Annotated in this window: 19 protein-coding genes; 5 read left to right on the top strand and 14 right to left on the bottom strand. The window is 66.2% G+C overall.

The window, feature by feature from the left end:
• Window positions 1-13 precede the first annotated feature (13 nt).
• The gene (locus FNL14_RS06025) at window positions 14-2419 is read left to right on the top strand and encodes an excinuclease ABC subunit UvrA (RefSeq protein ID WP_142058482.1); all 2406 of its coding nucleotides are present in this window, start codon (window positions 14-16) and stop codon (window positions 2417-2419) included.
• A 5-nt stretch (window positions 2420-2424) separates the two neighbouring features.
• Entirely contained in the window at window positions 2425-2997 is a 573-nt protein-coding gene (locus FNL14_RS06020; protein WP_142058480.1) for an MOSC domain-containing protein, read from the top strand.
• An 18-nt stretch (window positions 2998-3015) separates the two neighbouring features.
• Here FNL14_RS06020 and FNL14_RS06015 read toward each other — a convergent pair whose 3' ends face one another.
• Both FNL14_RS06015 and FNL14_RS06010 read right to left on the bottom strand, forming a co-directional pair.
• On the bottom strand, window positions 3016-4191 hold the full coding sequence (locus tag FNL14_RS06015; protein ID WP_142058478.1) for an MFS transporter: 1176 nt from the start codon (window positions 4189-4191) through the stop codon (window positions 3016-3018).
• Complete coding sequence (locus FNL14_RS06010) at window positions 4188-4853, bottom strand: GntR family transcriptional regulator (RefSeq protein WP_142058476.1); 666 nt, start codon at window positions 4851-4853, stop codon at window positions 4188-4190. The genes FNL14_RS06015 and FNL14_RS06010 overlap by 4 nt, the downstream gene beginning before the upstream one ends.
• Before the next feature lie 83 nt (window positions 4854-4936).
• On the opposite strand from FNL14_RS06010, the gene FNL14_RS06005 reads away from it, so the two are divergent.
• The gene (locus tag FNL14_RS06005) at window positions 4937-5659 is read left to right on the top strand and encodes an SDR family NAD(P)-dependent oxidoreductase (RefSeq protein WP_142058474.1); all 723 of its coding nucleotides are present in this window, start codon (window positions 4937-4939) and stop codon (window positions 5657-5659) included.
• Between the two features lie 20 nt (window positions 5660-5679).
• Here FNL14_RS06005 and FNL14_RS06000 read toward each other — a convergent pair whose 3' ends face one another.
• The 4 genes from FNL14_RS06000 to FNL14_RS05985 are packed head-to-tail and all read right to left on the bottom strand — an operon-like array spanning window position 5680 to window position 11781.
• On the bottom strand, window positions 5680-6501 hold the full coding sequence (locus FNL14_RS06000) for an SDR family NAD(P)-dependent oxidoreductase (protein ID WP_142058472.1): 822 nt from the start codon (window positions 6499-6501) through the stop codon (window positions 5680-5682).
• Window positions 6498-7730: a glycoside hydrolase family 1 protein gene (locus FNL14_RS05995; protein WP_142058470.1), complete on the bottom strand. Its 1233-nt coding sequence runs from the start codon at window positions 7728-7730 to the stop codon at window positions 6498-6500. The genes FNL14_RS06000 and FNL14_RS05995 overlap by 4 nt, the downstream gene beginning before the upstream one ends.
• An 8-nt stretch (window positions 7731-7738) precedes the next feature.
• Window positions 7739-10396 (bottom strand): alpha-L-rhamnosidase, encoded by a 2658-nt coding sequence (locus FNL14_RS05990; RefSeq protein ID WP_142058469.1) that lies wholly within the window; start codon window positions 10394-10396, stop codon window positions 7739-7741.
• A 29-nt stretch (window positions 10397-10425) separates the two neighbouring features.
• Complete coding sequence (locus FNL14_RS05985; protein ID WP_220126152.1) at window positions 10426-11781, bottom strand: MFS transporter; 1356 nt, start codon at window positions 11779-11781, stop codon at window positions 10426-10428.
• 182 nt (window positions 11782-11963) lie between these two features.
• Here FNL14_RS05985 and FNL14_RS05980 point away from each other — a divergent pair, with 182 nt between their 5' ends.
• A complete protein-coding gene (locus tag FNL14_RS05980; RefSeq protein WP_142058467.1) occupies window positions 11964-12590 on the top strand; it encodes a TetR/AcrR family transcriptional regulator in 627 nt (208 codons plus the stop codon).
• Between the two features lie 27 nt (window positions 12591-12617).
• Here the strand turns inward: FNL14_RS05980 and FNL14_RS05975 are convergent, their stop codons facing one another.
• The 8 genes from FNL14_RS05975 to FNL14_RS05940 all read right to left on the bottom strand — a co-directional run bounded on the left by FNL14_RS05975 (window position 12618) and on the right by FNL14_RS05940 (window position 19818).
• Window positions 12618-13601, bottom strand: coding sequence for a cyclase family protein (locus FNL14_RS05975; protein WP_142058465.1), 984 nt, complete (start codon window positions 13599-13601; stop codon window positions 12618-12620).
• Entirely contained in the window at window positions 13598-13852 is a 255-nt protein-coding gene (locus FNL14_RS05970) for a hypothetical protein (RefSeq protein WP_091419021.1), read from the bottom strand. The genes FNL14_RS05975 and FNL14_RS05970 overlap by 4 nt, the downstream gene beginning before the upstream one ends.
• 11 nt (window positions 13853-13863) lie before the next feature.
• Entirely contained in the window at window positions 13864-15201 is a 1338-nt protein-coding gene (locus FNL14_RS05965) for a TRAP transporter large permease subunit (protein WP_142058463.1), read from the bottom strand.
• A gap of 79 nt (window positions 15202-15280) precedes the next feature.
• A complete protein-coding gene (locus tag FNL14_RS05960; protein ID WP_142058460.1) occupies window positions 15281-16060 on the bottom strand; it encodes a DUF1932 domain-containing protein in 780 nt (259 codons plus the stop codon).
• A 21-nt stretch (window positions 16061-16081) separates the two neighbouring features.
• Window positions 16082-16711, bottom strand: a complete 630-nt coding sequence (locus FNL14_RS05955) for a methyltransferase (RefSeq protein WP_091419016.1) — start codon at window positions 16709-16711, stop codon at window positions 16082-16084.
• 35 nt (window positions 16712-16746) lie between these two features.
• Window positions 16747-17751, bottom strand: a complete 1005-nt coding sequence (locus tag FNL14_RS05950) for a tripartite tricarboxylate transporter substrate binding protein (protein ID WP_091419015.1) — start codon at window positions 17749-17751, stop codon at window positions 16747-16749.
• 58 nt (window positions 17752-17809) lie between these two features.
• Entirely contained in the window at window positions 17810-19312 is a 1503-nt protein-coding gene (locus FNL14_RS05945) for a tripartite tricarboxylate transporter permease (RefSeq protein ID WP_091419013.1), read from the bottom strand.
• Between the two features lie 2 nt (window positions 19313-19314).
• Complete coding sequence (locus FNL14_RS05940) at window positions 19315-19818, bottom strand: tripartite tricarboxylate transporter TctB family protein (RefSeq protein ID WP_142058458.1); 504 nt, start codon at window positions 19816-19818, stop codon at window positions 19315-19317.
• Between the two features lie 132 nt (window positions 19819-19950).
• Between FNL14_RS05940 and FNL14_RS05935 the strand changes: the two genes are divergently transcribed.
• Window positions 19951-20754 carry an IclR family transcriptional regulator gene (locus FNL14_RS05935; protein WP_142058456.1) on the top strand — a complete coding sequence of 268 codons (804 nt, stop codon included), beginning with the start codon at window positions 19951-19953 and terminating at the stop codon, window positions 20752-20754.
• Window positions 20755-20764: the final 10 nt, after the last annotated feature.

Genomic DNA, 20764 nt, shown 5'->3' with positions numbered 1-20764 from the left:
AGATGGAGACCCGATGAGCACGGACACCAGTACCGCCACGAACACCGATCCCCAGACCAACGGGCTGCACGTTGCCGACACCCACGACCTGATCCGGGTGCAGGGGGCACGGGAAAACAACCTCAAGGACGTCAGCGTTGAGCTGCCCAAGCGCCGGCTGACAGTGTTCACGGGTGTGTCCGGTTCGGGCAAGAGCTCCCTGGTGTTCGCCACCATCGCCGCCGAGTCGCAGCGCATGATCAATGAAACCTACAGTGCTTTTGTGCAGGGCTTTATGCCCTCGCTGGCCCGGCCCGAGGTGGACTTCCTGGAAGGGCTCACCACGGCGATCATCGTGGACCAGGAGCGGATGGGCGCCAACCCGCGCTCCACCGTGGGCACTGCCACCGACGCGAATGCCATGCTGCGTATCCTCTTCAGCAGGCTGGGCTCACCCTACGGCGGCCCGCCGACGGCGTTTTCCTTCAACGTGCCCACCCGCAAGGCCAGCGGCGTAATGTCCACGGAGAAAAGTGACGGCCGGGTGGAGAAGGCCGTGGTCCAGCAGGCCGTCTACCTGGGCGGCATGTGCCCGCGCTGCGAGGGCATGGGCGCCGTCAGCGACATTGACCGCACGGCGCTGTACGACGACGAAAAGTCCCTGGGCGAGGGAGCGCTGCTTGTTCCGGGGTACTCGATGGACGGCTGGTACGGGCGTCTGTTCGAGGGCATGGGCCTGCCGATGGACAAGCCCATTGCGAAGTTCACCAAGAAGCAGCTGGAGACCATGCTGTACGCGGAGCCCACCAAGATCAAGGTGGAGGGCGTCAACCTGACCTTCGAGGGCATCATCCCCAAGATCCAGAAGTCCATGCTGTCCAAGGACCCCGAGGCGATGCAGCCGCACGTGCGCCGGTTCGTGGAGCGCGCTGTGACGTTCCAGACGTGCCCCGAGTGTGAGGGGACCCGGCTGACGCAGCAGGCGCTGTCCTCCAGGATCAACGGGAAGAACATCGCCGAACTGTGCCAGATGCAAATCAGCGACCTCGCCCAGTGGATCCGCGGCCTCAAGGACCCCTCGGTGGCTCCCCTGCTCAAGGGCCTGCAGCACCTGCTGGACTCGTTCTCCGACATCGGCCTGGGCTACCTCAGCCTGGACCGCCCGGCCGGGACGCTCTCCGGCGGCGAGGCCCAGCGCACCAAGATGATCCGGCACCTCGGTTCCTCCCTCACCGACGTCACGTATGTCTTCGACGAGCCCACCATCGGGCTGCACCCGCACGATATCGAGCGCATGAACCAGCTGCTGCTCCAGTTGCGGGACAAGGGCAACACCGTGCTGGTAGTGGAGCACAAGCCGGAAACCATCGCGATCGCGGACCACATCGTTGACCTCGGGCCGGGCGCCGGCACCACGGGCGGCACCGTCTGTTACGAGGGCACCGTGGAGGGCCTGCGGTCCAGCGACACCATCACGGGGCGCCACCTCGGGGACCGCGCGTCCCTCAAGGAAACGGTCCGGAAAGCATCCGGAGCGCTCGAGGTGCGCGGCGCGTCAACACACAACCTGCAGGCGGTCGACGTCGACATCCCCCTGGGCGTGTTGACGGTGGTGACGGGCGTGGCGGGCTCGGGCAAGAGTTCGCTGATCCACGGTTCGGTGGCCAAGCGCGAGGGCGTGGTGGTCATCGACCAGGGCGCCATCAAGGGCTCCCGGCGCAGCAACCCGGCCACGTACACGGGCATGCTGGAGCCCATCCGCAAGGCTTTCGCAAAGGCCAACGGGGTGAAGCCGGCGCTGTTCAGCTCCAACTCCGAGGGCGCCTGCCCCACCTGCAACGGTGCCGGTGTCATCTTCACCGAGCTGGGTGTGATGGCAACGGTGGAGTCGCCGTGCGAGGACTGCGAGGGCCGCCGCTTCCAGGCATCGGTGCTGGAATACACCCTCGGCGGGAAGAACATCGCGGACGTCCTGGCGATGTCCGTGACGGAGGCTGCCGGCTTCTTCGCCGAAGGTGATGCCAAAACGCCGGCGGCGCGCACAGTCCTTGACCGGCTCGCGGACGTGGGCCTGGGCTACCTCAGCCTCGGCCAGCCGCTCACCACACTGTCCGGCGGCGAGCGCCAGCGGCTCAAGCTGGCCACCCAGATGGCCGAAAAGGGCGACGTGTACGTCCTGGACGAGCCCACCACGGGCCTGCACCTTGCCGACGTGGCGAACCTCCTGGGCCTGCTGGACCGGCTGGTTGATTCCGGCAAGTCCGTGATCGTCATCGAGCACCACCAGGCGGTGATGGCGCACGCTGACTGGATTATCGACCTGGGCCCGGGAGCAGGGCACGACGGCGGGCGGATCGTTTTCGAGGGCACGCCGGCTGAGCTGGTGGCTGACGCCTCGACGCTCACCGGCAAACACCTTGCGGCCTACGTTGGCGGCTAGGCGGCATGGCGGAGACCTATAAGTACGGCGTCGAAATCCTGCACCTGCTGGTGTCACCCGAGCATGCCTACTTCGGGCGGGCTAAGGACGGCGCGGCAGATGTGCCTACATTCGATGCTGAAACGGCGGAGGTGGTAGCCGGCAAGGGCATCGTGGGCGACCGGTTTTTTGGGAAGGCGGCACACATGGACGCGGCGGTGACCCTGTTCGCCGTCGAGGCCCTCGAAGCCATGGCCGCGGAGCTGGAGGCGGGGCCGTTCGATCCGCTGGCGACGCGCCGGAACGTGATCCTGCGGGGCGCGCACCTGGCTCCACTGCTGGGGCAGGATTTCGCGCTGGAATCCGGCGGCTCCGTAGTGGAGCTCCACGGCGGGCGGCCTGCCCACCCATGCGCCTGGATGAACGAGGTGCTTGCGCCGGGGGCCCATGCCGCGATGCGGGGCAGGGGCGGCATCCGCTGCCGTGCACTCTCCAGCGGAACCCTGCACCGCGGCCCTGCGGTGCTGCTCAGTCCCGTTCCGCTGGATCCTGCACAAGCCGGCGTGCCTTCGGTGCTCCGGCCGAGCCGGCTGCCGTAGCTAATCCAACTGCACGTCCTAGTCCAACTCCACGCCCCGGAGCAGCAGCATCGTCCCGCCCACCACCGCGGCGGACGCAAGGAAAACACCCCCTGCACCGAGCCCTGCCGCGACCACCCCGATGGCACTCGGCAGCACCACCTGGCCCACCCGGTTCCCGGCGAGCCTCAGAGCCAGCGCCCGTCCTCGCTGCCCCGCGGGGGCCTGCGCCGAAAGCCAGGACATGGTCAGCGGCTGGCCGATGCCCAGGCCCAGCCCGAGAACGGCCATCACAACAAACAACAGCCACGTCGGCATGGGAATCGCCGCCACGGCCAAGGCGACGGTGGACAGTGCCAGGCTCAACACCAGCAGCCTCATGCGGCCCAGCTTCCGGGACACCCGGCCCAGCAGGATCCGGGAAACCATGGAGAACACTGCCCGGACAGTGAGCATGGCGCCCACCGTTGCCGCAGTAAGCCCGCGTTCGGATCCGAGTGCCGGGAGGTACACCATGGTCAGGTCCACCACGGCAAGCACGGTGGCGCTGGTGGCCAATGCGCGGGCGACGCCAGGAGTCCGAAGCAGCGAGAGTGCGTTGCCGGTGTTGCCGCCACCTGCAATTGCCTTCCTCTTCGCGCCGCTGATATGTGCGGCCACGCCAAACGTGGTCACGAAAAGCGCCAGGCTCATGCACGTCGACAGGAAGAAGATCGCCTGCGTGTCGGGGCGGATGGAGGCGCCTCCCACGAGGGAGATCGCCAGGGGTCCGAGGGCCTGGCCCAGGGATGCGGCGAAAGTCAGGTAACCGAAAGCTGCGTCCATCCGGGTTGGGGGAGCGTTGTTGGCCACCACGGCCTGCTGCCCTACAACGCAGGCGAGTTGCCCGGCACCCAGCAGCGCGGTTCCGATGACCAGGGCGACGATTGACGAGCCCCACAGCAGCAGGAAAGCAGAACAGGCAAGAACGACGGCGGACCCGATGGCCATCAGCCGGCGCTCACCCAGGCGGTCCACCAGGCCGCCCGTCGGCACCGCGAGCAGTAAGGGGAAAACAGCATAGCTTGCTGCCAGAAGGCCCAGGGCATACCCGGGGACGTCCAGTTCAAGCGCGCGGTAGGTTGCCGCGGGCCGGACCAGGAAGGTCACGGCCTGGATCAGCGCGGAATGGACCAGGAGGGAAGTTGTGGTGCGGCTTCCAAGTTCGCCGATCATGAGATGCCCAGGCCGCTGCCTGAGATGGCACGCACCGCGGCATCCCGGGCGCCCATGACATGCTCGAAAGCAATCTTCGCAGCGTTGTCCGGATCGCCCGCTGCCACGGCGTCAACGAGGGCCCGGTGCTGGGCCAGCGCCTGGTCACGCCGTTCCTGGGTGCTGTTGGTGAAGTGCCGGTACCGCTCCATCTGGCTTGACACCTGGCCATGGAAACGGCGGGCCCAGGAATTTCCGGCGATCTCCGCAAGCCTGCTGTGCAGTGCCATGCCCTGCCGCATGGCGTCATCGGCGAACTCCACCACTGCAGCGTTACGTGCCAGGATGCCTCGGAGCGCTTCGATGTCAGAAGGCGTCGCCTTAATGCAGGCGTTCCGTGCCATCAACGACTCCATGGCCGCCCGGACCTCGTATAACTCCGAAATGACCGCCTCGTCCAGGTTTGGCACCAAGACGGCCCCCGTGGGCTGCTGCTCCAGGAGGTTCTCCGAGATGAGCCGCCTCATGGCCTCACGCAGCGGCGTACGGCTCACCTTCAATGAAGCCGCCATTGCAGGCTCAAAAATCCGCTCCCCGGGCTTCAGTTCAAGGCTGAGGATCTGCCGTTTCAGTTCCGCATAAACAAAATGCGCGCCGGTGTTCCGGGCAGGTAAATCAGTCATGTTCGACCTCCGGTACCCATCATACTTGTATAGATGTATACAAGTATGATTCCCTCGGGGAACGCGACCGATAAGGTGTAGGGATGCGTGTTTTTATCACCGGATCCGCTGACGGGCTTGGACGGGCTACCGCCCAGACCCTCCTGGAAAACGGCCACGACGTCGCTGTGCATGCCCGGAGCACTGCCCGGTTGGATGCCGTCCAGGATCTGGTGGACGGCGGGGCCGCAGCCGTGGTGGGCGACCTCTCGGACCTGGAACAGACGCGTGATCTCGCCCGTCAGGTCAACGCGATCGGCTGGATGGATGCCGTCATCCACAACGCGGGAGTGCTGCACAGCCCGGACATCTTCACGGTGAACGTTGTCGCTCCATACCTCCTCACCGCGCTCATCGAACGCCCCCAGCGGCTGGTCTACCTCAGCAGCGGGATGCACCGCGGCGGGCACGCCGATCTCGGCAGGCTCGAACCGGGCACGGACAACGTGACCTACTCGGACAGCAAGCTCTACCTCACAGCCCTCGCCGCCGTCGTCGCCCGTTTATGGCCCGACGTCCTCAGCAACGCCGTCGATCCAGGCTGGGTGCCCACCCGGATGGGCGGCGCCAGCGCCCCGGACGATCTCCGGCTCGGACACCTGACCCAGGAATGGCTCGCCACGAGCGATGACCCGGCGGCGCTCACCAGCGGCGGCTACTGGTTCCACCAGAACCGGGAGAAGCCGCACCACGCAGCCCGCGACGAGCGGTTCCAAAACGCACTCCTGGACCACCTGGCCGATATCACCGGCGAGCGCCTGGCCTGATCCGGCACCACCGCTTCCGCTCAGATGGTCTGCCCCGCGTCGGCCAGGAGGGTGCTTCCGGTCATGATGGTGGAGAGATCGCTCGCGCAGAAGAGGACAACGCGTGCGATGTCGTCCGGGGTGCCCATCCGGCCGATGAGGCTGTTGGTCATGACGGCCATCGCCTGGCCGGATTCTTCCGTTGGCGCGTGAGCTGCGGCCGCGGCCATGTTGCCTTCCGTAGGGACGAAGGTGGGTGCGACCCCGAGGACGCGGATCCCGAGGGGAGCGAACTCAAGGGCCATCTGCTTCGTCATGCCGCGCACGGCGTGCTTGGATCCGACATAGGCGGAGAGTCCGGGAGCTGTCCCGGTGAATCCGGCGGTGGAGACGATGTTGATGATGACGCCGCCCCGGTCAGCGTCCGTCATGTGCCGGGCAGCCTCACGGGAGCCGTTGAAGACGCCGCGGGTATTCACGGCGAACACCTGCTCCCAGGTCCTATCCGGTGTTTCCAGGACCGGGACGCTGGGGAAGATGCCCGCGTTGTTCACCCAAATGTCGATTCCGCCGAGCTCCTCGACCGCGGATGCAGCGGCGGCGCGGACGGATTCGGAGTCGGAGACGTCCATGGCGGCACCGAGTGCCCGCACCGGAAAGCGTGCAGCTATATCGTCTGCCGCGGCTTGGGCCCGGTCGGCGTTGAGGTCACCGATGAGGATGTTGGCGCCTGCCTCCGCCAGCCGGAGCGCGATGGCCTTGCCGAGCCCCTGGGCCCCGCCCGTGACCACCGCCTGCCTGCCGGCCAGGGACAGGAGCTCTGCGAGGGGTGCGGCGGAAACGTCGGCGAAAGCGGTGGTCACGAGAGGACCCCGGCGTCCAGGGCGTTGTGCTGGGCCACGCCTCCGAGCCACGCCAGGCTTGGCTTTGGCGTCCGTACGAAGGTGTCCCGGTCGACGGCGATCAGGCCGAAGGTGGGCTCCCAGTGTCCCCACTCGAAATTGTCCAGGAGCGACCAGTGCAGGTAGCCGCGCACGTCGATGCCCTCAGCCATGGTTTCAAGGAGGCCAACGAGCGCTTCGGTGGTGTAGCGGATCCTTTGTTCGTCATCGGCAGTGGCGATGCCGTTTTCCGTGATGAGGACGGGCACGCCACCGGTGATGTCCCAGGCGTGGCGGACGGCCATGCTGAGCGCGTCGGGCCGGTACGCAGTGCCAACGAGTGTGTTGTCGGGGTGCGGCGGGTGGGGAACGAGTCCGTTGGCGTCCACTTCCTGGCTGGAGTAGGCCTGTACGCCGACGAAGTCGTCGCCACGGCTGCCCTCCCAATAGACGTCCTCTTTGCCGTACCGGATTTCGAGGAGTTTTTCCTCTCCGCCGGGGGCGGGGGTGAGGGCTCCGGCGGCGATGGTCCATCCGACCTTGGCGTTGGTCCGTGCCCGGATAATGTCACGGGCGGCATGGTGGATGGCCGTGAAGGCGCGCCCGATTTCGGGGTCTGCGTAGGTGAGGAAGTCGCTGTGCGTCTGCTTCTTTTCACCCTCCCCTTCGACGGTGGGGCTCTGCCACTGGGCACCCTGGTTCTGCTGCATGCGGCGCATGGCTGTCATGATGGCCGCCTGCATGTTGGGTTCGTTCATGGTGACCACCCACTCGACACCGTCGAGGATTTCCGTGGTGGCTGTGACGTAGCGCTGGAACTTTTCGGACGCATCCGGAGCCAGCCAGCCGCCGTCGTTCGCAAACCACTGGGGTGTGGTGAAGTGCTGCAGGGTGACCACGGGCGCCACGTTCCGCTCGAAGCAGTACTCGATCATGCGGCGGTAGTGGGCCAGCTCCGCCTTGGAAAAGTGCCCGGCAACCGGTTCGATCCGGGACCACTCGAGGCTGAACCGGTAGGAAGTCAGGCCCGCGTCTGCGAGGAGGGCGATGTCCTCGCGGTAGCGGTGGTAGCTGTCGCAGGCGTCGCCGGAAAGCTCCATGCCGGGCATGGTCAGCTCGCGGGCCCACCAGTCGCTGTTGACGTTGTTGCCTTCAATCTGGTGGCCGGCAGTTGCGGCGCCCCACAGGAAGCCGTCGGGGAAAGTAGTCATTTGGTCCTCTAAGTTGCGTAGGTCAGGTGGGCGTTCGTGGAGGGGATGGATCTTGCAGCGCGGAACCTGCCCGGGCCGGCCGCGTATTCAGTGCCATCGGGGAAGACGATCCGGGCGGTGGTTTCAGCCGGGATGTCAGCGTCGATGCGCAGTTCTTCTTCATCGAGCTGCCAGTGGACCCTGATGGTCCCGTTGGGTGTCTCATGCGACCCGCGCGCCCAACTCAGGTCCGGGCCAGGGGTTGGAGCGATGACGACGGACCGCCAGGCCACCGAACCCGGATCCTGCCGCAGTCCCAGCGTGTATTCGTGGAGAAACCGGAGGACTGTTCCCTTGCTGTAGTGGTTCAGTGAGTCGTGGGCGTTGCCGTCCTCGTCAATGCCCTCCCAGGATTCCCAGATGGTGGTGGCGCCCTTGTCCACCATGTAGAGCCACGACGGCGCGCTGCGCTGCAGGAGCAGCCCGTACGCCACGTCCTCCCGGCCAGCCTCAACGAGAACGGGCAGCAGGTCTCCGGTGGAGAGGAATCCTGTTCCCAGATGTGTGTCCTCGTTCCGGATCAGCTCGACGAGGCGGGTTACGGCAGGCCCGCGGGCTTCGTCCGGCAGCAGGCCAAACGAGAGCGCCCGGACATAGCTGGCCTGGCTGTCCGTGACGGTGGTGCCGTCCGCGCGAAGGTAGGCGGCCTGCCACGCCAGCCGGATGGACTCCGCGGTGTCCGCATACTTTGCTGCCTCTTCGGCGCGTCCCAGAACGTGGGCTGCCCGGGAAAGTGTAGCCGTGGAGCGGTAGAGGTAGGCCGTGCCCACTTCGCCCTTGTCTTCCATGAACCAGGCCATCGGGTTGTCCTGGACGGGGTCGATCAGTTTCCCGTCGGCGTCGCGCTTTTTCGGCTCGGTCCATTCGCCCCAGTGGAAGGTGCCGTCCCAGAGGTACTCCTCGAAGGGCTCCGGCTCGGGTGAGAGCTGCGCGCGGGCATGGTGGCGGGTTGTGCGTGCCTTGTCGAGGGCCCACCGGACCCACCGGTCCATGGCATCCCAGTTCTCGGCGAGTACTGCCTCATCGCCGTACTCCTCGTAAAGTGCCCAGGGAACTGCCACAATGGCGTCTCCCCACCCGGCGGATCCGGTCATCATCGCGAACTGGTCATCCAGGTTGTTTTTGATGCGGCGTCCGTCGGGGGAAAAGTTGGCGATGCGGCCGTCCTCGAGCTGGTCGTCCCGCACTGACCTCAGCCATTTCCGGCTGAACCCCAGCACGTCCCGCAGCCTGGTGGCGGTGGAGATGAAGACCTGGTAGTCGCCCGTCCAGGCCACCCGTTCCCGGGTGGGGCAATCGGTGGGGACATCTACCACGTTCCCCAGGAAGCTCCATTCGCCGATGCTGTGCAGCCGGTTGAGGTCCTCATTGCTGCAGGAGAATTCACCGGTGGGACGAAGGTCGGTATGGACCACCTGCATGGTCAGCGCGGACGGATCCAAGGCGGCGCCAAAACGGCTGATGCGGGCGTACTGGAAGCCGTGGACCGTGTGGCGGGGCTCGAATATTGCGCCGGCAGGTCCTGCTGTCACTTCATCACGCTGCGAAAAGATTCTTGCCGGCTCTCCCGGCCGGTGGGAATCGAGGTGCGAGGTGGAGAGGTCACCGTCCGGGCTGAGGTGTTCGCCGTACTCGATGACCGTGCGGGTGCCCTCTGGTCCGAGGTCCGCCAGCCGGATCCACCCGGACGCGTTCTGGCCGAAGTCGGCCACCCATACGCCCGGCCTGACCTCTTGGAGGTTCTTGGGCGCACGGGAGTCGATGACCCGGACCGGCGGTGCGGGCGACCAGTCGATGGACGGCACCTCCACCACGTTTACAAGAACTTTCTCCGAAGCGGCCGCCTTCCCGAAGTCAACGCTTTGCCCGTCCATCAGGTCCGCACGGGTCGTCGTTGACGGGGCGCTCGTCCAAGTGCCGTCCGTGGGGACGACCTGGCGGGTTCCGTCGCTCAGTTCGATGTGCAGTTCTGCACGTGCTCCCACTGTGGTGCCCCAGCCGGCGGGCAGCCGGAAAGCGCCCACCTGGCCGCGGTACCAGCCGTCGGACAGTTCAAGGTCCATCCGGTTGCGGCCGGGCCTCAGCGAGGATGCCACGTCGAAGGCCTGCGCGTAGAGCGTGCGGTCGTACGACGTCGACCCGGGGGACAGTTCCGCGGTACCGGCCCTTTCGCCGTTGACCGCCGCGGTGTAGACGCCGAGTGCCGTGGCGTAGAGGCGGGCAGACTTCACGGCGCCGGGCAGCTCGAAGTGGGTGGTGAGCAGGTAGGCGGGACGGCGTCCATAGCCCGGGTCTTCGGGTTCCGCCGGGGAGATCCAGGCCGCGGTCCAGTCCACGTCCAGGAGCCCGGCTTCGAAAGCGGACCACGCAGACCAGTCCCCGGAGGCACCGGCCCGCACCCGCCAGTGAACCCGTTGCCGGCTGCGCAGGGCCTGCCACGGCCAAGACACGTACAGCCGCTGGTCCGTCGTCACGGTGGGCTGGAGCGCGCCGTCGATGGCCGCTTCGAGCTCGTAGGGAGCGGTGGTGTCGGCTGAAATCTTCCACGACAGCCTGGGGGCGGGCCCCGTAACAGGGAACTGGTCTCCGCCGCTGTCGACGGCCAGATCGTAGGGCGCTCTGCCCATGGTGGTCCTTCTTCCTTCGTGGGGCCCGTTCAGCGGACTGCCTTGACCTTGACCGCGATGACGGTGCCGCCCAGCAGGGCCAGGACGGCGCCGGTGAGGTACAGGAGCGTGTAGTTCTTCTCCGGTCCAATGGCGCCGATGGTGATAATCAGGGAAGCAATGAGCGGAGCTACGGCGCTCGGGATCTTCTGCGCGAAGGCCACCACTGCCATGTACCGCCCGGTTTCGCTGCGGTTGGGCAGGATGGCGAAAATGATTGCCTGGTCGACTGTGGCGAAGACGGCGATGGCGGTCTGCATGAGCACGGCGCCGATGATCAGCTGGGGAAGGGACCACGCCGTTGCCTCTGCCAGCGCTCCGCCGACAAAGAGGAGTGCGGAGATCAGCACGAACAGGCGCCGGCGCCGCAGTCTGTCGGACAGGAATCCGCCGAGGAGCGCGCCCGCTGCTGCCGCGACAACGCCGAGCATACCGATGGTGGCGACCACGCCGGCCACTTCCCGGACGGGAAGGTTGAGGCGCTGCGCGTAGAAAAACGTGCCGAACGTGGTGTTGAAGTACAGGCCGATGAAGAACACGAAGCGGCCCAGCCAGTTCCACGCGAAGTCGGGGTATTTGCGCACGTTGAAGCCGTAGCTGGCAACCACCGATTTTGCTGTGACCTGCGAGGTAACGGCAAGGTCCTTAGAGCTGCCTTCGGGCTTGATGATCGGAAGCAGGGCCAGGAGCACGGCGCCGATGAGTCCTGGTACGACGAAGACCAGGAGGGTGTTCGACGAAACGGCATAGGCCACCCCGATACCCAGGACGGGCGCGATCTGGGTCATGAGCGATGTCAGGGCTGAAACGCGCCCGCGCTGCTGGTCCGGCAACTTGTCCGCCATCAGGTTCTGGATCGCCGCACCGGAAATGGACCACCCTGACATGCCCAGCACCCATCCCGCGCCGACAATCAGCAGATCGGGCGCCAGTCCCATCACCACCAGGCCTGCCAGGCCGATGGCGGTGCCGAGGAAGATGAACGGGGTGCGGCGGCCAAAACCGGACCGCATGCGGTCACTCCAGATACCCACCATCGGGCTGATGACCAGGTAAATCAGCTGGGCCGTGCCGGTGATGTAACCCAGCACCTCTTCATGGCCGGGAGCCAGTTCGCTGATCCGCACGGCGATGCCGTAGGAAAGGGGCACCATCATGGCGATGGATGCCCCGAAGCTCGCGAGCATCAGCCAAAGAATGTAGCTCCTGCTCACGGGTGACTGGGGTTCCTCTGGGACGGTCGCAACGCCGTCGGAAGCTTCTCCGGGATTCTGGTTGCCGGGCACCGGCTGGGCGGCGGCAATGCCGCCAACGAAACCAGAAGCCTCGTGTTCGTTCGTAGTCACCTATGACTCCTTAATCGGATGGCTCCCCGCCCGCAGCGCCGCAGACGACGGACGACAGCTGTGTCGAAAGCCAAGTAAATAGTAACCACTGTGGTTACTCTTCGAGAAATAGTAGCCAGAGTGGTTACAATTGGCAATACCCCCGGGAAGAAAAGCCCGGCCACAGAAAAGAGACGATTTCCGTGACCACCACTGCCGGGCAAGAGACCGGAAAAAAGGCCGGCACCAGGCGACGCGGCCCGTATGCAACAACTCCCGCCCGCAGGGCGGAGATTGTCAGGGCAGCGTCAGCAAGCTTCGCCGAGCACGGCTATGAACGGGCATCCCTGAGGGATATCGCGGCCCGGGCGAACGTGACCCACGCGGCATTGCTCCGCCATTTTGCGACGAAGGATGAGCTTCTCCTGGCCGCCCTCGCCCAGCGCGATGCCGACGATTCGGAACTCGCCCGCCGCATCATCGAATCGAAAGTGCCCCGGGAACAGGTGTTGTCCACCATCCTTCGGGACGAGTTTGCCCACCCGGACCAGCAGCGGAACTGGCTTGCGATCACCATCGCGGCAACAAATCCCAGCCACCCCGCGCACGACTTCTTCATTACTCGCCGCGAGAAGATGCGGGACTACTTCACCAGCACCCGGCTTGCCACCTCCCAGGACAGCGAGGAGCTCAGCGCAGACGACAAGGTCACCATGGTCATGGCAATGATGGACGGCCTCCGGATCCAGTCCCTCCTGGACCCCGGCCGGAAGACACTGCACCTGATGGAGACACTGATGAAGTTCCTCGCTCCTGACGGGGACGGGTAGGGGCGCAGCCAACTGACCCGGCAGGCGTCACAGCAACGCGGTGGCGTTCGCTGGCGATCCGGTCCCGCCGGTGATGTTCAGCGGTTTGATAGTAACGAAGGCGTCCCACTGGCTGATGCCCCGCATGTGGCGCGCGAGGGGCCCGAGCCGCCACAGTTCACCCAGCGGCATGCCCAGCTTGGCGAGGAGCTGCTGGTGCATCATCCCGTGATCGTTTGGGGCGGAGTCGCGGTAGGGGCTGGAAGCCAATGCTGGCAGGCATTCGAAGGCGAAGTTGTCCGCCGCGAGGAGCGCCAGCTTGTGGTCCCATGCCCAGGCGACGAAGTCCTCGGACTGGGCAACGCCGGTGGCCTGCCTGCTCTCCCGCATACGCTGCTTGTCCCCCGGCGCCAGGGCCAGGAACCACTCGCACCAGCCGGTATGCAGCATCAGGATGTCGCCCTGCCGGAGGGCCACGGACTGGGCGTCCAGCGCTGCCTGGATCAGCTCCAGGCCCAGGGGCTCACCGGTGGCGTGGTCGATCGGAGCGCCCTGCCCGGCCCGGTACCCGGCGAGGTCAACAAGCACTCCCCTGCCCACGATCGGGTTGTCCGCCCATTCCTGGATGCCAAGATCGGGCGTCCCCTCACGGACAAGGTCATCGGGTGTGCCGTTGTAGAAGCCCACGTCGTCTGCCCGGCGGTGCCGCAGCCCGTCGATCTGGCTGGATCCCTGCAGGTAGTACCCGTCCAGGAAGTCGTCCCGGTGGGCCGGGTGCGAGGAGTAGATGGTGTGCCGGGGAGCGCCACGTTTGAGGGACATGCCGGGGTAGAACGCATCGGCCGGATAGTCCAGGCCAAAGGCCGTGCCGGTGCGGATGCAGCTTCGCGCCTCCAGCACGGCCCGGGAATTAATGAACGACGGCGTCCCTCGGGTTGCGTCCGGAAACAGGCCCCAGGAGGTCCCGGCCAGAGCGCCCTCCCGCTTCAGCAGCCCGGCGAACGTTGGATAGGTTCCGTCCCCGGAGCTCACCGCGCCCCTGCTTCCTGCGGCTGCTCCTGGTTCTGCCGGCGTTTGTAGCTGAGCAGGAAGCCGGCGACGGCGCAGACCGAGGCAGCGATGCACATGGGCGCCTTGATGGTCTCGTTGAGCAGGGTGAGCCAGTCGCCTTGGCCGGCCACCAGGGCAATGGCCTGCCCGGCCACGAACACAACGCCGCCAACAAGGAGCGCTGCGAGGGTCAGCACGAAGAGGACTTCGATGGCCCTTCGGATGGTGTGCATGGTGACTTCCTCTAGATGGGCAGGACGCCGAGGATGATCAGGACCCCGATGCCGAGCAACGGCAGGGCATAGTGGGTGAGCAGCCGGAGGAACGTCGTGATCGGGTCCACGTCCGCGATGCCGCAGGCCACATACAGCGGGGCACCGCCGGGCGGAACCGCCGCCTCGCAGGAGGAGAAGACCAGGACGGCCACGGCTGCCGTGGTTGCCGGCACCCCGGCCGCCACCAGGGCGGCGACGCCGACTGTCCCCACAGCAGCCATGGTGGCGGTGGCGGACAGTGGTGCGGCGACGGCGATGACAATCAGCCCGATCAGGATGGCCAGGATCCACAGCGGGAGGTTCATTCCGTTGAGGAGCGTTGTCATTTGCTGTGGCAGGCCGGTGGCGGCCAGGGCGTTGGCTCCGGCGAAGGCGAACACTACGGTGACGCCCACGATTCCGAAGCGCGGGGCCGAGTTCTGCAGCAACGCCCACCACGCCCGCCCGTCCGTGGGAAGTTTCTTCCGGCCCAGCAGGAAGCCCGTGATGATCAGGACCACGGGGATCCAGACGATGACGCTGACGGACTTGGCGACGTCTCCCCCGGTCCAGTCCGAGAGCCCCTCTGCGATGGCCCCGGACGTGATGACCAGCGGAATGGCCACCACAACGAACAGCAGCAGGGTGGCCCAGCCACGGCCAAATGCGGCCCGGACCGGCAGCCGGTGGGCTGCATCAAGCGGAGCCATCCCGCTCTTGCGGATCAGCAGCCAGGTGACGATCAGCCGGTGCAGGAAGCACCACAGGCCACCGAACAGCAACGGCAGGACCAGCGCATTGATGTCCAGGAGGGGACCCACGGTGGCGGACCCCACCAGCACGAACATCGAGGCGCTGAACGGAAAGGTGATTCCCATGCCGGCGTTGCCGGCCACCAGCGTGGCCGCCGAGGGCTTGTCCAGCCGCGACTTTTCCATCCAGGGGATGGTTACCGATCCCACTGTGGCGGCAATGGCGGCCTGGTTGTGGACCACCCCGCCCAGGCCGGCTGAGGCCACGGTGGACACCCAGGCCGGCCCGCCCTTAAGCCCGCCGATCAGGGAGTTCAGGAGATCGATCAGCTTGTCCAGCACACCGGTTTCGTCCAGCAGGTAGCCCATAAAGACGAAGGCCATGGTGGCGTAGACGATCTCATCGGTGATGGCCGAGTAGAGCGCGTCCCAGCCGATCCACACCGCCGCTGCCCCGGTGAACGGAAGCACGGCCAGGAAGCCCAGGATCATGGCCTCCCCCACGCTGCGCTTGAGCACTGTGGTCCATAACAGGATGACGGCAAGGTAGGCGCCGAGTGCCCAGATGCCGATCATGTTGCTGCTCCTGACGGCGGGATGCCGGTTAGGTGGTGAATCACGTATTACCCGTTCTTGATTCTGCCGGACACAGCGGTCAGCGCAAGGCCGGCTCAGTTTCCAGTGCCATGCGCTGCAGGGCGGCAGCGGAGGCGCTGGTCATCTCGGCGGGAACTCCAAGATCGGCGAGGTAGCTGGCCGTGTCCTGCATTTCCTTGGAGCGCCGGACGGCGTGCTTTGCTGTGCCGGCCAGGAACCGGTCGATGACTGCCTGGCCGTCACCGGCGAGCTGGCTGGCGATCTGGGCCCGGATCCATTCTTCGAGCCCCGCTGCCCTGCCGGCGGTTACGGCCTCGACCACCACGGAAGCCAGGCCCTTCATCAGGACACTGCGCAGGAGTTTGTGGGCCATGGCCGCACCTGGTTCTCCCGTTGCAATTTCGACGTCGGCGCCTACTGGACCGAGCAGGTCAGCCACCGCCTGCGCTCCCGGTCCACTGGCCATCAGGGGCGTCTTCTCGCCGAGCGCGGCGACGGGTCCAAGGATGGCGACGTCGGCAAAGTCGGCTTTGCCGGGCAGCTGTCCGAGTTCGCGCATCACTCCGGGAGAGGACGAGGTGAAGTCCGCGTAGCAGCTGCCCGCTTCCAGGACCGGAAGGCACTCCCGGGCGACGCTGCGGGCAGCGGCGGCTCCTGTCATGACGAGGACGATGTCCGTGCCTTCACAGGCTTCCGCTGCTGTTCCTGCGCGGGTGACGCCGGCGGGGGTGGTGGGCGCAACCGGGTCAAACCCGGTGACCTTGTGGCCCGCGGCGTGGAGCGCCGCGGCGTAGGTGGCGCCGGCTTCGCCGAGGCCAATGACGGTTACCGCTGTCATGGTTTCTCTGTCTTTCTTGCTTCAGGCGCGGGCGGCCACGATGGCTTGCCTGCGGTTCGTTTCGTCTGCGAAGACTGCTTCGGCAGCCTCGGCCACTGCGGCTGCCTGATCGCGGGGCACCACCACCACACCGTCGGAGTCGCCGATGATCACATCGCCGGGCAGGACGGGGACGCCGCCGAAGGCGAGCGCTGTCCCGAGGCGGAAGGGACCGTTCTTGTAAGGGCCGGCGGGGGAAGTAGCCCGGGCGAAGACGGGCATGCCGATCTCACCCAGCGCTTCGGCGTCGCGCGCTGCTCCGTCCAGTGCGAAGCCGGCGATGCCAAGGTTGATGGCGCGTTCGCCGATGAGCTCGCCAAGCAGCGCGCGGGAGGCGTCGCCGCCGCCGGCCACCACAATGACGTCCCCCGGCCGGGCCTGTTCCAGGGCCTTGTGGATGCCCTGGTTGTCGCCGGGCCTCGTCCACACCGTGAAGGCGGGGCCGGCGAGAAGGGCGCCGGGCCAGATGGCCTGGATGGCGGAGTCCGCCACGCCGAGCCGGTCCATCGCATCGCCGATGTTGGCGGCGGGCAGCTTGGCGAGGCGCTCCACCACGTCCCTGTCGGGGCGGGGGAAGTCGGCATCGATGGTGTCGATTGCTGGGGTTGTCATGAGGGTTTCTTCCGTCCGGTGGGTTTGCGGCAGGGTCAGTTGGTCTTCTGGACCAGCGGCAGGACCTTCTTGAAGTCCTCTTCCTGTCCGGCCCAGAACTGCTTGTAGTCCTCGCCGGAGAGGTAGCTGGTCTGCAGGCCGAGGGCGCTCATCTTTTCCTTGACCGTGGGGTCTTCGATGGCCGTCTTGATGGCGGCTTCGAGCTTCTTGGCCACGTCGTCCGGCAGGCCGGCGGGGGCGGAGTAGCCGCGGACCGTGCCGGCTTCGAGGTCGTAGCCCGCTTCCTTGAACGTCGGAACGTCCGGCAGCGAGGGTGCCCGCTCTGACGTCATGACGCCCAGGACGCGGGCCTTGCCCTGCTTGGTCAGGTCGGTGACGTCACTGACGTTGGCCACCAGGACGTCCACATGTTTGCCAAGGAAAGCGGTGGTGGCCTGGGATGCACCTTCGGAGAAGTGGACCGGAGCGAATTCGGAGCTGGTGTTCTCCTGGATCTGCGCCAGGGCGAAGTGTTCGCCGGTCTGGAGCCCGGTGGTGCTGGCGGTCAGGGACTTGGGGCTGGCCTTGGCCGCGTCCAGGAGTTCCTTCAGCGTTTTGTAGGGGCTGTCCGGCTGCACTGCGATCACGGTGGGGTCGATGACCTGGCGGCCCAGTGGCTGGAAGCTGTCGCGGGTGTATTTGGCGCCGCGGGCGGGATCCAGGGGTGAGACGACGACGGACGGGGAGCCGGTGGCGCCGATGGTGTATCCGTCAGGCTTGGCACTGGTCAGCTGCGTATAGCCGATCTGTCCGCCGGCGCCGGGCTTGTTGATGACCTCCACGTTGGTGCCCAGTTCCTTTTCCAGGATGGGCTGGATCAGCCGGGCAGCGGTGTCCACCGCGCCTCCGGAGGAGAAGGCGACGACGAGGTCGATTGTTTTGCCCTTTTTGGGGAAGTCGCCGGCCGGGGCGTTGGTGGCGCCGGCGTTGGCGCCGCAGCCGGTCAGGGCGATCAGGGATGCGGCGGCCAGGGCGGCTGCGATGCGTGCACGGGTTTTCATGGTTCTTCTCCTTTGAAGGTGTGCTTGGGGTAGTGCTTGGGGGTGTACGGGTTTGGGCCTAGGTTTCGGGGTCTTCGTTGAGTGCCTTCGGCTTGCGCAGCTTGAGCAGCGGACTGAAGACGATCAGCAGGCCCAGGCCGATCAGGACTGCGGAGATGGGGCGGCTGGTGAAGATGCTGAAGTCGCCCTGCGAGATTTCAAGGGATTCCCGCAGGGAACGTTCCATGAGCGGGCCGAGCACCAGGGTCAGCACCATCGGCGCCAGCGGGATGTCCAGGTGCCGGAGGGCGAGGCCCAGCAGGCCGAAACCGATCATCACGAAGACATCGAAAACGCTGAAGTTGATGGTGTAGGCGCCGATCACCATAAACAGCAGGATCAGTGCGGTGAGGATCGACGACGGGACGCGGAGGATGGAGGTCCACAGACCCACCAGCGGAACGTTCAGCAGCAGGAGGAGCAGGTTTCCGATGAAGAGGCTGGCGATGATGGCCCACGCGATCTCGGAGTGTTCGGTGAAGAGGGTGGGACCCGGGGTGAGGCCCTGCTGGAGGAAGGCGCCCATCAGCACCGCGATGGTGGGTGATGCCGGGATGCCGAGGGTGAACAGCGGGATCAGGGCAGCGTTGGCGTGCGAGTTGTTGGCTGTTTCCGGGCCGGCAACACCTTCGATGGCGCCCTTGCCCAGCTCGTTGCGGTGGCGGGAGAACTTCTTTTCCGCACCGTAGGCCAGCAGCGAGGATACTGAACCGGTCATGCCCGGGATGAGTCCCAGGCCGAACCCGATGCCGGTGCCGCGCGCCATGGCCGGGGCGCTACGGCGCCATTCCCCGCGGGTGGGAAGCAGGGACCGCAGGTTCGGTGCGTGCACTATGGGGGTGGCCGTGTCCTTGCGGTAGGAAAGGAGCTCCGAAAGGCCAAAGACACCCACGATTACGGCAACAAAGCTCACGCCGTCCAGAAGCCGGTCCATGCCGAAGGTGAACCGCGGGGCCCCGGCAACGGGGTCGATGCCCACCATGGCGATCAGCAGGCCCAGGGCGCCGGAGATGACGGCCTTGACCATGGATTTGCCGGCAAGTGCGACGAGCAGGGAGATCCCCACCACCATCAGGGCAAAGAATTCCGGCGGCCCTACCAGCAGGCCCAGTTCACCGAGCGGCTTGGCGGCCGCCACCAGGCCGATGGTTGCAACGGTTCCGCCCACGAAGGACCCCACGGCGGCAATGGTCAGGGCGGCGCCGGCCTTGCCGATCTTGGTCATGGCATAGCCGTCGATGGTGGTGATGGCCGAGGCGGCTTCGCCAGGGGTGTTCAGCAGGACGCTGGTGATGGTTCCTCCGTAGGCGGTGCCGTAGAAGATGGCGCAGAGCATGATGATCGCGCCGGTCGCGTCCAGGTTCAGCGTGAGGGGAATGAGCAGCGCAACGCCGGCTACGGGGCCGATGCCGGGCAGCACGCCGATGATGGTGCCCAGCAGGCAGCCAAGGAAGGCAAAAAGCAGGTTTTGCCAGGTCATGGCGGCCGCGAAGCCGCCCATAAGTTCGTTGAGGGTATCCACGTTCAGAGTCCGATCGTGTTCAGCAAGGGAAAGGCCGAGACGGGCAGGGACACGTTCAGGCCGTAGTTGAAGGCGTAGAACGCGCCGACGCTGCCGGCCAGCGCGGTGATCAGCGAGGAGGGCCAGCCCCTGCGGCCGCGCAGCTTCAGGTGGTACATGAGGAACAGGAACATGCCCAGCTGGAAGCCGATCAGGTCCAGGACCGCCGCGAGGACCACCAGGCTCAGGACGACGGCGAGGACCAGCCCGCGGTCAACACCTTCTGCCGTGTGGCTGGGCCGACGGAGTTCCTGGATCAGCCAGACAACAGCCATGGCCACCAGGACGGCGCCCATGGCGAAGGGGAACAGACCGGCGCCCGGGCCCAGGGAAGTCCAGAGGCCGAGGTCGATCGAGGCGACCAGGACGTAGGCGCCCACAGCAGCAAAGGCTCCGATGCCCGCCAACACTGACGGTGCCACTCGGACAGTGCTTTTGGGGGCGATTGCAACTGACTTCGTTGTCATGGGTTCCTTCTCCGTGCGTTGTTCCAGTCTGCGTTGCTTCATTTCACAGAATGAAACTATATTGCGTACAGAGAAATAGTGACAGCAGACACATGAGCTGTCAAGCGCAAGGAACTTACATAGAATGGAAGAATGACGACGACGACATCCAGCGCCTCGGGTGCCCCGGCAGAGGAAGGCCCTAAAGCCTCGAACATGCGCTCCCTCTCACGGGCCATGCAGGTCTTCGCGGAGCTGCAGCGCGCTGAGCGGCCGCAGCGGCTCAGCGACCTGGCCAGGAATTGCGGCATGAGCCTGCCCACCACGTTGCGGATCTTGCGCGTGCTGCAGGACTTCGGCATGGTGAGCCAGACCGACAAGTCCTACCGGATAGGGCCGGCGGTCCTGCCTGCCGCCCGGAGTTTCCTCGAAAACGATCCTCTCGTGGTCGCCGCCCGGCCCATCCTCCAGCAGGTCGCGTCACAGACCGGGCTGACGGCGTCGCTGTACACGCGGCTGGGGTTCGAGCGCATCCTCGTGGCACGCGTAGACGGCGAGGCCCCGCTGCGATACGACCTTCCGCTGGGCAAGCGGCTGCCGCTCACACTAGGCGCCGCCGGCAAGATCCTGCTCGCTTCGGCGTCCGACGACGAGCTGGAGCAGGTGGTGGCGGCGGCCGTTATTGCAGGTCAGGACCCAGAATTGACCGCCGGGGAACTTCGTTCCAGGCTGCCGGAGCCCGACGCCGAGTATGCGTACTCTGCGGATGAGCGGGCCACTGGGGTTCTCTCCGTAGCCGTGGCCGTGCCGAACAGGACGGGGCGCCGCCCGAGCGAATCCATTTCCCTCACCAGTCCCGTGGAGGCAGCCAGCGAGGCCACGCTCAAGGCAGGCGTCCCGGAACTCCGGCGTGCAGCCAGCAGGCTTTCCGAGCTGCTCGAGGGCTCCGTTTACTGAAGCCTCCTCC

Origin of the sequence: Pseudarthrobacter sp. B4EP4b (genome assembly GCF_006680095.1) — a bacterium.
Lineage (GTDB): Bacteria > Actinomycetota > Actinomycetes > Actinomycetales > Micrococcaceae > Arthrobacter.
This window is presented reverse-complemented; position numbering and strand designations above follow the sequence as displayed.

Coding starts and splice junctions, on each gene's coding strand:
- FNL14_RS06025 (WP_142058482.1), top strand. CDS start 14: ATGAGCACGGACACCAGTACCGCCACGAACACCGATCCCCAGACCAAC.
- FNL14_RS06020 (WP_142058480.1), top strand. CDS start 2,425: ATGGCGGAGACCTATAAGTACGGCGTCGAAATCCTGCACCTGCTGGTG.
- FNL14_RS06015 (WP_142058478.1), bottom strand. CDS start 4,191: ATGATCGGCGAACTTGGAAGCCGCACCACAACTTCCCTCCTGGTCCAT.
- FNL14_RS06010 (WP_142058476.1), bottom strand. CDS start 4,853: ATGACTGATTTACCTGCCCGGAACACCGGCGCGCATTTTGTTTATGCG.
- FNL14_RS06005 (WP_142058474.1), top strand. CDS start 4,937: ATGCGTGTTTTTATCACCGGATCCGCTGACGGGCTTGGACGGGCTACC.
- FNL14_RS05995 (WP_142058470.1), bottom strand. CDS start 7,730: ATGACTACTTTCCCCGACGGCTTCCTGTGGGGCGCCGCAACTGCCGGC.
- FNL14_RS05990 (WP_142058469.1), bottom strand. CDS start 10,396: ATGGGCAGAGCGCCCTACGATCTGGCCGTCGACAGCGGCGGAGACCAG.
- FNL14_RS05970 (WP_091419021.1), bottom strand. CDS start 13,852: ATGCACACCATCCGAAGGGCCATCGAAGTCCTCTTCGTGCTGACCCTC.
- FNL14_RS05965 (WP_142058463.1), bottom strand. CDS start 15,201: ATGATCGGCATCTGGGCACTCGGCGCCTACCTTGCCGTCATCCTGTTA.
- FNL14_RS05960 (WP_142058460.1), bottom strand. CDS start 16,060: ATGACAGCGGTAACCGTCATTGGCCTCGGCGAAGCCGGCGCCACCTAC.
- FNL14_RS05955 (WP_091419016.1), bottom strand. CDS start 16,711: ATGACAACCCCAGCAATCGACACCATCGATGCCGACTTCCCCCGCCCC.
- FNL14_RS05950 (WP_091419015.1), bottom strand. CDS start 17,751: ATGAAAACCCGTGCACGCATCGCAGCCGCCCTGGCCGCCGCATCCCTG.
- FNL14_RS05940 (WP_142058458.1), bottom strand. CDS start 19,818: ATGACAACGAAGTCAGTTGCAATCGCCCCCAAAAGCACTGTCCGAGTG.
- FNL14_RS05935 (WP_142058456.1), top strand. CDS start 19,951: ATGACGACGACGACATCCAGCGCCTCGGGTGCCCCGGCAGAGGAAGGC.